The sequence below is a fragment of the Polaromonas sp. SP1 genome, from assembly GCF_003711205.1.
Taxonomy (GTDB): domain Bacteria; phylum Pseudomonadota; class Gammaproteobacteria; order Burkholderiales; family Burkholderiaceae_C; genus Polaromonas.
Window position 1 is genome coordinate 2,438,583 of sequence record NZ_CP031013.1, and the last position, 10,979, is coordinate 2,449,561.

The 10,979-nt window shown below is 62.6% G+C and carries 11 protein-coding genes; 7 read left to right on the forward strand and 4 right to left on the reverse strand.

Going from position 1 to position 10,979, the window contains the following annotated elements; all coding sequences use genetic code 11:
- The first annotated feature begins 93 nt into the window (after positions 1-93).
- Complete coding sequence (locus tag DT070_RS11580) at positions 94-1,092, forward strand: asparaginase (protein ID WP_122955535.1); 999 nt, start codon at positions 94-96, stop codon at positions 1,090-1,092.
- 15 nt (positions 1,093-1,107) lie between these two features.
- Here the strand turns inward: DT070_RS11580 and DT070_RS11585 are convergent, their stop codons facing one another.
- Entirely contained in the window at positions 1,108-2,001 is an 894-nt protein-coding gene (locus DT070_RS11585; RefSeq protein WP_122955536.1) for a LysR family transcriptional regulator, read from the reverse strand.
- A gap of 366 nt (positions 2,002-2,367) precedes the next feature.
- Here DT070_RS11585 and DT070_RS11590 point away from each other — a divergent pair, with 366 nt between their 5' ends.
- From DT070_RS11590 to DT070_RS11610, 5 genes are all read left to right on the forward strand, one after another.
- The gene (locus tag DT070_RS11590) at positions 2,368-3,297 is read left to right on the forward strand and encodes a branched-chain amino acid ABC transporter permease (protein WP_122955537.1); all 930 of its coding nucleotides are present in this window, start codon (positions 2,368-2,370) and stop codon (positions 3,295-3,297) included.
- Between the two features lie 33 nt (positions 3,298-3,330).
- Positions 3,331-4,449 (forward strand): ABC transporter ATP-binding protein, encoded by a 1,119-nt coding sequence (locus tag DT070_RS11595; RefSeq protein WP_122955538.1) that lies wholly within the window; start codon positions 3,331-3,333, stop codon positions 4,447-4,449.
- Positions 4,450-4,460: 11 nt separating this feature from the next.
- Positions 4,461-5,228: an ABC transporter ATP-binding protein gene (locus tag DT070_RS11600; protein WP_122955539.1), complete on the forward strand. Its 768-nt coding sequence runs from the start codon at positions 4,461-4,463 to the stop codon at positions 5,226-5,228.
- Positions 5,229-5,242: 14 nt separating this feature from the next.
- Positions 5,243-5,962, forward strand: coding sequence for an ABC transporter ATP-binding protein (locus tag DT070_RS11605; RefSeq protein WP_122957366.1), 720 nt, complete (start codon positions 5,243-5,245; stop codon positions 5,960-5,962).
- Positions 5,963-6,150: 188 nt separating this feature from the next.
- Positions 6,151-6,555, forward strand: a complete 405-nt coding sequence (locus tag DT070_RS11610; protein WP_122955540.1) for a DUF2845 domain-containing protein — start codon at positions 6,151-6,153, stop codon at positions 6,553-6,555.
- Between the two features lie 181 nt (positions 6,556-6,736).
- On the opposite strand, the gene DT070_RS11615 is transcribed toward DT070_RS11610, so the two are convergent.
- Positions 6,737-7,738 carry a tripartite tricarboxylate transporter substrate binding protein gene (locus DT070_RS11615; RefSeq protein WP_122955541.1) on the reverse strand — a complete coding sequence of 334 codons (1,002 nt, stop codon included), beginning with the start codon at positions 7,736-7,738 and terminating at the stop codon, positions 6,737-6,739.
- 89 nt (positions 7,739-7,827) lie between these two features.
- Positions 7,828-8,868, reverse strand: coding sequence for a CDP-6-deoxy-delta-3,4-glucoseen reductase (locus tag DT070_RS11620; RefSeq protein ID WP_122955542.1), 1,041 nt, complete (start codon positions 8,866-8,868; stop codon positions 7,828-7,830).
- A 60-nt stretch (positions 8,869-8,928) separates the two neighbouring features.
- On the opposite strand from DT070_RS11620, the gene DT070_RS11625 reads away from it, so the two are divergent.
- The gene (locus tag DT070_RS11625; protein WP_122955543.1) at positions 8,929-9,855 is read left to right on the forward strand and encodes an SDR family oxidoreductase; all 927 of its coding nucleotides are present in this window, start codon (positions 8,929-8,931) and stop codon (positions 9,853-9,855) included.
- 72 nt (positions 9,856-9,927) lie between these two features.
- Here DT070_RS11625 and DT070_RS11630 read toward each other — a convergent pair whose 3' ends face one another.
- Positions 9,928-10,971, reverse strand: a complete 1,044-nt coding sequence (locus DT070_RS11630; RefSeq protein ID WP_122955544.1) for a S1C family serine protease — start codon at positions 10,969-10,971, stop codon at positions 9,928-9,930.
- Positions 10,972-10,979 lie beyond the last annotated feature (8 nt).

Below are 10,979 nucleotides of genomic sequence, written 5' to 3' on the forward strand. Positions count from 1 at the left end.
TCAGGGCCAAGCTGTACTTTGCAGAGGCAGCGGCTCCGCCATCTTTAACGCTTTAACGCCTTTAACGCCTTTAACGCGATTGTTGAAACATTGATGCGAAAAATAAAAATTGCCGTCCTGGGCACCGGCGGCACCATCGCGGGCGAAGCCAGCTCTGCGTCGGATGTGCTCAGCTATCAGGATTCGCAGCTTTCCGCCGCCGACACCTTGATGCCGCTGAAGCCCCATTTGCCCGGGAACGTCGAGTTGCGGGCCGTTCAGATCAGTCAACTGGGCAGCGAAAACTTTTCTACCGATACATGGCTTCACCTGGCTGGCGCGATTGCGCGGCTCGACAAGACCGAAGAGCCGGATGGGTTTGTGCTGACCCAGGGAACCGACACGCTGGAAGAGACGGCTTATTTTTTGCACCTGGCGCTCAAGACGGCCAAGCCGGTCGTGGTGGTGGGCGCCATGCGTCCCGCAACCGCCATCAGCGCCGATGGACCGCTCAATCTTTTGCGGGCGGTGCAGCTGGCCGCAAGCCCGCAGATGTCGGGATTCGGCGTGATGGTTGTTGCCAATGAGCGGATTTTCTCCGCCCGCGAAGTAACCAAATCCCACACTTCGTCGATCGACAGTCTTGCAAGCCCGGAGTTCGGCTGCGTCGGTTACATGCAAAACGGCGAGGTCAAACTTCACCGGATGCCGTCCAGGCACCATACGCTGAATTCGCCTTTTGATGTGTCGGGCCTTCAGGGCCTGCCCAAGGTCGATATTGTGTACGCCTACCCAGGTGCGGGCTGCGAAAGCATCCGGGCATTCCTGGGCGCTGGTGCACGCGGCCTGGTGCACGCGGGCACCGGAAACGGATCGATCTCCAGCATTCACCAGGCGGCCTATCGTGAAGCGATGCTTCGCGGCGTCGCCGTCGTCAGGAGTTCCCGTACCGGAAGCGGGCTGGTGTCGCGCAACGGCGCTGTGAACGATGATGCTTTCGGCAGCATAGGCGCTGACACCCTCAGCCCGCAAAAAGCCCGCGTGCTGCTGTGCCTGGCACTGACCTTGACGCAGGACGCCGGGGAGCTGCAGCGTTACTTCGACACCTACTGAGCGGGATACGCCATGTCAACCAGCGTGAATCAGGCGGGCTTGGGCCGCGAAGTGCTCAATGAATTTCTTTTCGTGCAGCCCGGCCTGATGCGTGACAAGGCGCATCACGGCAACCCGTATGGGTACTTCCGGCGTAAAGGGCAAAACCTGGGCCCCGTGCCCCTTCCCCAATGCGCCTGTCAGGGAGTCCACCAGCGCGACGCCCATTCCCTGCGCAGCCAGGTGCATGGCAACCACGCTGGTTTCGACCGAGACGTTGCGGGTGAGCGCGATGTCCGCCATTCCGTCCGTCTGGGCGATCAGCGAGGCAACCAGGTCATCCTTGCTCAGCCCGATGATGTTGCAGGAGGCAAGATCCCTAATGGAGATGGAAGTTTTGCTTTTCGAGAAATAGCCTGATGTCGATACCGAACAAAAGAAGGCCTGCAGCAGGTCTGTGGTGTCGAGCGCCGCATGCGCCACCGGTTCATAAACGAACCCGATATCGACGTGCCCCGCCAGGAGCGCATCAACAAGCGAGTCGTAGTGATAGGTTTCCAGCGTCAGCTTGCATTTGGGATATTGCTCAATGAACGATTTGACAGCTTTGGGCAGGACGGCTGTGGCCAGCGAAGGGACGGCTGCGATCCTTAACTGCCTGTCGCCGCCGTTGCGCAGCCCTGCCGCCAGCGAAGACGCGTGGCTCATGGATTCCATGATTTTCAGGATCGCCGGGCGTAGCTGCCGGGCTTCGTCAGTGGGTGCCATTCGCCCCTGCTGGCGATCAAACAGGAGGAAACCGAGCTCAGTTTCTGCGCTTGAAATCAGGCGCGAGACGGCCGGCTGTGAAAGATTGAGCATCTTTGCCGCGCCTGTGACGGTGCCGCAAAGAAAAACCGCGTTGATGGCCTCGTATTTATGAAACCGCATATTGCAATCTAAAAACGAATGAACGTCCCGGCATCAGCGGCCGGCCAGGAGCGGCGGCAAGGTGCTGCGGGCTTGTGCATCGCATTAGATGAAATTTTCAAGGTAAAAGAAGTATAAGGAAAGCTAATGAAAAATTAAAGTTCTACGTTTCGGAGAATGTTAAGGGTAAACCCCGCGAAAACCGCCCACTTGGCCCGATTCTCGCTTAAGGCCGATGGCTACAATTTACGGATTAGCTCGCCATCTTCACCAGCCATCCGGCTTTGATAGGCGGGCTTTTTGTTAACTCGCGCCAGCCGCCGGTGATCCCGGCAGCGGGCGGCCGCCAGGCAGGGTTGGCAATTTATTTACACGGGAGAGTGAGTTATGGAAGTATTGCTACAGCAGATCATCAATGGTCTGGTGCTCGGCAGCATGTATGCCCTGATCGCCCTGGGCTACACGATGGTGTACGGCATCATCAACCTGATCAACTTCGCGCACGGCGAAGTCCTGATGGTCGGGGCTTTAACCAGTTGGACCATCATCGGCCTGATGCAGAGCTCCATGCCGGGCACGCCGGGCTGGGTTATTTTGCTGATATCGCTGCTGATCGCCTTTGTCGTTTGCGGGGCCCTCAACTTCGCGATCGAAAAAATCGCCTACCGGCCACTGCGAAACTCCCCCAAACTGGCCCCGCTGATCACCGCCATCGGCATGTCGCTTTTGCTGCAGACGCTGGCCATGATCATCTGGAAGCCCAACTACAAACCCTACCCAACCCTGCTGCCAAGCGAGCCTTTCCAGGTCGGCGGCGCCGTCATCACCGTGACCCAGCTCTTCATCCTGGGCGCCACGGTAGTCTCCCTTTCTGTACTGATGTGGCTGGTTCATTACACCAAGCTGGGCCGTGCCATGCGCGCCACTGCCGAGAACCCGCGCGTCGCCGCCCTGATGGGTGTGCGCCCCGACACCGTCATCTCGGCCACCTTCATCATCGGCGCCGTCCTGGCGGCGCTGGCCGGTGTCATGTACGCCTCCAACTACGGCACGGTGCAGCACACCATGGGCTTCCTGCCGGGCCTGAAAGCCTTTACGGCCGCCGTGTTCGGCGGCATCGGCAACCTGGGCGGTGCGGTGCTCGGCGGCATCCTGCTGGGCCTGATCGAATCCATCGGCGCCGGCTACATCGGCCCGCTGACGGGCGGCGTGCTGGGCAGCCAGTACTCCGACATCTTTGCCTTCATCGTGCTGATTTTTGTGCTCACGCTGCGTCCTTCGGGCCTGCTGGGTGAGCGTGTAGCGGACCGGGCGTGACGCCGCGTCCATCCGGTACACAAGGAGAACCTCATGAATTCCGTTAAATCGAAAAAACTCATTACCTTCCTGATCGTCGCGGCGGCATTGCTGGTGCTGCCCCTGATCCTGCAGCAAGGCGGCAACGCCTGGGTGCGGATTGTCGACATGGCTTTGCTGTATGTGCTGCTGGCCCTGGGCCTGAACATCGTGGTCGGCTACGCCGGCCTGCTGGATTTGGGCTACGTCGCCTTCTTCGCCGTCGGTGCGTATCTTTTCGCGTTGCTCGGCTCGCCGCACCTGGCCGATGCCTTCCCCTGGATTGCGGCGCAGTTCCCGAACGGCCTGCATTTGCCGATCTGGGCCATCATCCCGATGGCCGCGGCGCTGGCCGGCTTCTTCGGCGTGATCCTGGGCGCACCGACCCTCAAGCTGCGCGGCGACTACCTCGCCATCGTGACACTGGGTTTCGGTGAAATCATCCGCGTGTTCCTGAACAACCTGGACCGCCCGATCAACCTGACCAACGGCCCCAAAGGCATCAACCAGATCGACTCGATGAAGTTTTTCGGGTTCGACCTGGGCAAGCCGCATGAGTTTTTCGGCTTCGAGGTCAACTCGGTGTCGATGTACTACTACCTCTTCCTGGTGCTGGTGATCGTTTCGGTCGTGATCTGCCACCGCCTTGAGAACTCCCGCATCGGCCGCGCCTGGATGGCGATCCGTGAAGACGAAATCGCCGCCAAGGCCATGGGCATCAACACCCGCAACCTGAAGCTGCTGGCCTTCGGCATGGGCGCTACGTTCGGCGGCGTGTCCGGCTCCATGTTTGCCGCCTTCCAGGGTTTCGTCTCGCCGGAATCCTTCAGCCTGATGGAGTCGGTCATGATCGTCGCCATGGTGGTGCTGGGCGGCATCGGCCATTTGCCCGGCGTCATTCTGGGCGCCTTGCTGCTCGCCGCCTTGCCTGAGGTGCTGCGCCACGTGGCCGGCCCGCTGCAAGCCATGACAGACGGCCGCCTCGACTCCGCCATCCTGCGCCAGCTGCTGATTGCGCTGGCCATGATCGTCATCATGCTGATGCGTCCCCGCGGCCTGTGGCCAGCGGCTGAGCACGGCAAATCACTGAACAAGGTCCCCGGTAAGGACCCCATTCAGTCAATCAATCCTTAAGGAGAATGGATATGAGCGAAACCATTCTTAAAGTCTCCGGTGTTTCCAAGCGCTTCGGCGGTCTGCAAGCCCTGAGCGATGTTGGCATCCACATCGAACGCGGCCAGGTCTACGGCCTGATCGGCCCCAACGGCGCCGGCAAAACTACTTTCTTCAATGTGCTGACGGGCCTCTACACACCCGACAGCGGCACCTTCGAGCTGGCCGGCAAGCCCTACAAGCCCACGGCCGTGCACGAAGTGGCCAAGGCCGGCATTGCCCGCACCTTCCAGAACATCCGCCTCTTCGCCGACATGACGGCGCTTGAGAACGTGATGGTCGGGCGGCACATCCGCACGGCTTCCGGCTTGATCGGCGCCGTGTTTCGCACGCCTGGCTTCAAGCACGAAGAAGCCGCCATCGCCAAGCGCTCGCAAGAGCTGCTCGACTACGTCGGCATCGGCAAATACGCCGACTTCAAGGCGCGCACGCTGAGCTACGGCGACCAGCGCCGCCTGGAGATTGCCCGGGCGCTGGCCACCGACCCGCAGCTGATCGCACTCGACGAGCCGGCCGCCGGCATGAACGCAACGGAAAAAGTGCAGCTGCGCGAACTGATCGACCGCATCCGCAAGGACAACCGCACCATCTTGCTGATCGAGCACGACGTGAAGCTGGTCATGGGCCTGTGCGACCGCGTGACCGTGCTCGATTACGGCAAGCAAATCGCCGAAGGCGCGCCCGCGGATGTACAAAAAGACGAAAAAGTGATCACGGCCTATCTGGGCACGGGTCATTGAAGGAAAGCAAGAACATGGCAGCAAACACACTCCTGAAGGTGACCGGCCTGAAGGTCGCCTACGGCGGCATCCAGGCGGTCAAGGGCGTTGACTTCGAAGTCAACGACGGCGAACTGGTCACGCTCATCGGCTCCAACGGCGCCGGCAAGACCACCACCATGAAAGCCATCACCGGCACCCTGCCGATGCTGGACGGCGACATCGAATACCTGGGCAAGAGCATCAAGGGCCGCGGCGCCTGGGACCTCGTCAAGGAAGGCCTGGCTATGGTGCCGGAAGGCCGCGGCGTTTTCACCCGCATGACCATCACCGAAAACCTGCAGATGGGCGCTTACATCCGAAGCGACAAGGCGGGCGTTGCCGAAGATATCGAAAAGATGTTTGTGTTGTTCCCGCGCCTGCGTGAACGCAAAGACCAGCTGGCCGGCACCATGTCGGGCGGTGAGCAGCAGATGCTGGCCATGGGCCGCGCGCTGATGAGCCGTCCCAAGGTGCTGCTGCTGGACGAGCCGTCGATGGGCCTGTCGCCCATCATGGTCGACAAGATTTTCGAGGTCGTGAAAGATGTGTCCGCCCGCGGCGTGACGGTGCTGCTGGTCGAGCAAAACGCCAGCCGCGCACTGGGCATCGCCAACCGCGGCTACGTCATGGAATCGGGCAACGTCACCATGAACGGCGACGCGAAAGAGCTGCTCAACGACCCGCGCGTGCGGGCCGCCTACCTGGGCGAATAAACAAAGACGGCGGCGGGGCGCTGCGTGCGCCCGCTGCCGCCGCGCATTTCAGCCGTAACTTTTGCGGCCGGGCGCCGGGGCCTAAAGGCCTTGCGGCGCCATTTTTTTGCGCATAAAGTGCCAGTCAGGAAATGCGCAGTTCGCGCATCCACACGTCCCGCCAACACACCCGAGCAAAGGGAATTTCCATGAGCACCCACCTCGTTCGCACCGCCGCCGTGATCTTCGCCTTCCTGGCTTCGTCCTTTTTCACCGGCGCCTCGGCCCAGTCGCTGCGCTGCAAGGGCGACCTGGCGCAGATCGGCAACTCCAAAGGCACCATCCTGCAAAAGTGCGGTGAGCCCGTCATGAAAGACACGTTCTGCAAACCGGTGCAAAACACCAGCTCGACGACGACGCCCATCGTCACGCCGGCCGCGCCTGTGACCACGACCGGCAACTCCGCCAGCACCACCACCAATGTCACCGTCAACACCTGCCAGCAGGTCGAAGAGTGGACTTACAACCCGGGTTACGGACAGTTCATGACCATGCTGCTGTTTGAAGGTGGCTCGCTGGCCAGCATCCGCTACGGAGACCGCGTGACTCGTTGAGTCTCACAGCCGTTCAACAAAAAAGGCCGGTTCCCGCAAGGGACCGGCCTTTTTCATGGCTTGCCATGGGCGTGGAAGGATGTTGTGATTCAGGGAGGATGCTACATATTTGATAGCTGCTTGCCCATGCCCTTATTGGGCTACAGCCTCAAAACGCTTATAAAAACCGAAACAGCCAGCGTCAGTCAACTCTCGCCCCAGACGCTTTTACGACCTTCTCATACTTCACCAGCTCGCTCTTCATGAAAGCGCCGAACTGCTCAGGCGTGTTGCCTACCGGCTCGGCCATCAGCGTGGCGAAACGGGTTTTGGCTTCGGATGAGTTCAGCGCGGCCACAAAGGCCTGGTTGAGTTTGGCGACCACGTCTTTGGGTGTGGCGGCCGGTGCCACCAGGCCCCACCAGGTGTCGATCTCAAAGCCTTTGAGGGTTTCGGCCACGGCCGGCACGTCGGGCAACAGGGCGCTGCGTTTGGCGGTGGTGACCGCCAGGGCCTTCAGCTTGCCTGCCTTGATGTTGGCCGACGCGGTCGCGAGGTTGTCGAAGTTGAAATCGACCTGGCCGCTGAGCAGCGCCAGCTGCGCAGGGTTGCCGCCGTTGTAGGGAATGTGCAGCGCAAAGATGCCGGCCTGCGCCTTGAACATTTCGCCTGCCAGGTGACCGGCACTGCCGTTGCCGCCGCTGGCGTAATTGAGTTTGGCCGGGTTGGCTTTGGCGTAGCTGATGAGGTCGCCCAGCGAGTTGATGTTCAGGCGCCGCGCGGTGTCGGCGTTCATCACCAGCACATTGGGTACGCGCACCATCTGCGTGATGGGCGCGAAGTCGGTGGCCGCGTTGTACGGCATCTTGCTGTAAAGCCAGGGGTTGATGGCATGCGTGGCCACGGCGGAAATGCCGATCGTGAGGCCGTCGGGCTGCGCCTTGGCGATCGCGTCGACGCCGATATTGCCGCCGCCGCCGGGCTTGTTTTCAATGATGACGGTGCCCAGCGAATCCTTCACGCGTTCGGCCAGCAGGCGTGCGGTCACGTCGATGGGGCCACCGGCCGCGTAGGGCACGATGATGCGCATGACCTTGGGCTGGGCCAGCCCCAGGCTGGAGGAAAGGGCGAGTGCGGCGACGGCAAGCGTTTTTGCCAGGTTTTTCGCCAGGAAGGAGGGTGAGGGGGCGGTTCGGGTGTTCATGCCCCGATTGTTGCAAGAATCGCCGCTTTTGCCCCTAAGGCATTCCATTACCGGAGCGCGTGGCTCCGGCTCTGGTTCAGCGCGCCAGCTCAGGCCGTAGCCTGGGCTTTTTCCTTTTCGGTCACGAACGAGTCGGCATAAAACTCGTCTTCCGGCAGGCCCGCGGCGGTGTACGCCGCCTGGGCTGAGTCCACCACAATCGGCGCGCCGCAGGCATACACCTGGTAGCCCGACAGGTCGGCAAAATCTTCCAGCACCGCCTGGTGGACAAAACCTGTGCGGCCCGTCCAGTTGTCTTCAGGCAGGGCGTTGGAGATGACGGGCACATAACGCAGGCTCGGCATCTCGGCCGTCTTGGCTTTGACCCATTCGTCCATGTACAAATCGGACGGGCGGCGGCCGCCCCAGTACAGCACGGCCGGGCGCGTGATGCCCTTGAACTGCAGGTGCTCAATCAGCGCCTTGATGGGCGCAAAGCCCGTGCCCGAGGCCAGCAGCACCATGGGCTTGTCGCTGTCTTCACGCAGGTAAAAGCTGCCGAAGGGGCCTTCGATGCGCAGGATCTCTTTTTCCTTCATCGGGCCGAACACGTGCTCGGTGAACTTGCCGCCGGGCATGTGGCGGATGTGCAGTTCCACGCCGGGGTTGTCGGCCTGGGTGTGCGGCGCGTTGCCCATTGAATAGGCGCGGCGGTCGCCGTCGCGCAGCAAAAACTCCACATACTGGCCGGCGTGGTACTTGAAGACATCGCTGGCCGGCAGCTGCAGCCGCACCACCATCACGTCGTGCGACGCCTTGGCCAGGCTGTTGATGCGCACCGGCATCTTCTTGATGGGGAAGGCGCTTTCGTCGGTCACGTGGCGCGACTCGATCACGACGTCGGTCTGCGCCTTGGCGCAGCAGGTGAGGATGAAACCGGCGGCTTCTTCTTCAGGCGACAGGGCCTTGACCTGGTGCGTGCCGTGGATCACCGTGCCTTCGAGCTTTTTCGATTTGCAGGAGCCGCAGGCGCCGTCTTTACAGCCATAGGGCAGGCCGATGCCCTGGCGGATGGCGGCGGCCAGCAGGGCTTCGTCCACCTGGGCGACGAAAGTCCGGCCGCTGGGTTGCACGGTCACGTTAAAGCTCATATTCGGTATCCTTGGGGTATCTGTTCTCGACTCGGCCGGTTTCCCCGGCAACCCCCAATTTTGCCCTCAAACACGAACCCCTTAGGCGCGCTGCCTTTTCGCTTCCGCCGCGAGCGGATTTTGATCGTCGGTTGCGGCGATGTAGGCCTGCGCGTGGCCCGGCAGCTGCCGCGCAATGCGCGGGTCATGGCCCTGACGTCGTCAAGCGGCCGCGCGCCCGCCCTGCGGGCCGAAGGCATCACGCCGCTGCAGGGCAACCTGGACAAGGGCGCCAGCCTGCGCCGCCTGGCCGGGCTGGCCACCCGCGTGGTGCACCTGGCGCCGCCGCCCAACGAAAACCCCGACTGGCGCACCGACCCGCGCACGCTGGCGCTGCTGCGCGCCCTGCGCCTGCGCAGCCTGCCGCAGTCGCTGGTGTACGGCTCCACCAGCGGGGTGTATGGCGACTGTGCCGGCGAATGGGTCGGCGAAACGCGCCCGCTCAAGCCCCACACGCCGCGCGCCTGGCGCCGCGTGCATGCCGAAGCGCACCTGCGCCTCTTTGGCCGCGCCACCGGCACGCACGTGCACATCCTGCGCATCCCCGGCATCTACGCGCCCGACCGCGAAGGCGGCACGCCGCGCGGGCGTTTGCTCAAAGGCACGCCCGTGCTGCGCGCCGAAGACGACGTCTACACCAACCACATCCACGCCGACGACCTGGCCCGCGCCTGCCTGGCGGCGTTGTGGCGCGGCAAGCCGCAGCGCTCCAGCAATGCCAGCGACGACACGCAGATGAAGATGGGTGATTACTTTGACCTGGCAGCCGACCTGTATGGCTTGCCGCGCCCGCCGCGCCTGGCGCGCGACTCTGCGAAGGAGGAGCTGCCGCTGATGCTGCTGAGCTTCATGAGCGAGTCGCGGCGCCTGGACAACACGCGCCTGAAGCGCGAGCTGCGCGTGGAACTGCGCTACCCCACCGTGGCCGAGGGGCTGGCGTCACATTAGGTGAATTTGCTATAAAAAGTATAGCTAGAAGCCAATGAACTGCCTGGGATGGAGCCCGATTTCATTCATAAATCAAATGCCGGCGGGTTTCTTCAGCGTCAGCATGCGGTCCTGCGGCTTGAGCACGATGGTCTTGATGTCGGCGCCCTGCAGCACCGTGAGCCGGACTTCCGCATCCGGCGTGGGCCGGTCCCAAAGCTTTTTGTAGAACGCTTCCAGCGTGCCGACTTTGGCGTCGTCCACCGCCAGCACCACGTCACCCGCGCCCAGGCCCGCCAGGTCGGCCGGGCTCTCCTTGCTCACGCGCAGGATCTGTATGCGGCCGCCCTGGTCGTTGGAGGTAATGCCCAGCCAGGGCCGCCGGCTTTGTGCACTGGAGCCCGAGCGCTGCAGCTCCGAAAGAATGGGGCGCAGCAAATCCACCGGCACAAACATATTGCCCGGCAGGCGGCGGTTTTCGCCCGTCGCGTCCGACACGAAGAGTGAGCCAATGCCCATCAACTCGCCCCTCTGGTTAAAGAGCGGTGCCCCGCTGTGGTTGCCGCCGCTGGCCATTACCGGTGGGCTGGTGAAGAGCGCCGATTCGATGTGGTATTCCCAGCTGCCTGAAAACGCGCGCCGGCTGATCAGCCGCGTCATGCTCACGTCGCCGTCATCGTCGGCCTGCGGGCCCGTCATCGCCATCAGCGGCTCGCCGGCTTGTAAATCGCGGCTGCTGCCGAGCGGCGCCACGCCCACACCGCGCAGCGGCAGCAGCGGGCGCAACAGCCCAAAGCCGGTGGCCAGGTCGTAGGCCACAGCGCGCGCCGGCAGCGTGCGGTTGTCCTGGGTCACGACCTCGATCTGCTCGGCTTCGAGCATCAGGTAGCCGATGGTGAGGATCAACCCGTCGGGCGCGATCTGCACGCCTGAGCCGACGCGGTTGAGTCCCAGTGTTTCCGCAGAGCGCGCGCCGTCTGTTGCGGTGACCTTGACGCCGACCACCGCCGTGGTGGCGCGGGTCAATGCATCCATCATGGCCTGCGCTGCGGGTGGCTGCGCAGTGGCCGCGTGGGCGGTGCCGAGCAGCAGCGTGCTTGATAAGAGGAGGCAGAGCCAATGACGCAAGGTGCACATGACGGACT

Excerpts from the sequence above, each read along its gene's own strand:
- DT070_RS11615 (WP_122955541.1), bottom strand. The coding sequence starts at position 7,738 with ATGAACACCCGAACCGCCCCCTCACCCTCCTTCCTGGCGAAAAACCTG.
- DT070_RS11605 (WP_122957366.1), top strand. The coding sequence starts at position 5,243 with ATGGCAGCAAACACACTCCTGAAGGTGACCGGCCTGAAGGTCGCCTAC.
- DT070_RS11610 (WP_122955540.1), top strand. The coding sequence starts at position 6,151 with ATGAGCACCCACCTCGTTCGCACCGCCGCCGTGATCTTCGCCTTCCTG.
- DT070_RS11585 (WP_122955536.1), bottom strand. The coding sequence starts at position 2,001 with ATGCGGTTTCATAAATACGAGGCCATCAACGCGGTTTTTCTTTGCGGC.
- DT070_RS11620 (WP_122955542.1), bottom strand. The coding sequence starts at position 8,868 with ATGAGCTTTAACGTGACCGTGCAACCCAGCGGCCGGACTTTCGTCGCC.
- DT070_RS11630 (WP_122955544.1), bottom strand. The coding sequence starts at position 10,971 with ATGTGCACCTTGCGTCATTGGCTCTGCCTCCTCTTATCAAGCACGCTG.
- DT070_RS11580 (WP_122955535.1), top strand. The coding sequence starts at position 94 with ATGCGAAAAATAAAAATTGCCGTCCTGGGCACCGGCGGCACCATCGCG.
- DT070_RS11595 (WP_122955538.1), top strand. The coding sequence starts at position 3,331 with ATGAATTCCGTTAAATCGAAAAAACTCATTACCTTCCTGATCGTCGCG.
- DT070_RS11590 (WP_122955537.1), top strand. The coding sequence starts at position 2,368 with ATGGAAGTATTGCTACAGCAGATCATCAATGGTCTGGTGCTCGGCAGC.
- DT070_RS11600 (WP_122955539.1), top strand. The coding sequence starts at position 4,461 with ATGAGCGAAACCATTCTTAAAGTCTCCGGTGTTTCCAAGCGCTTCGGC.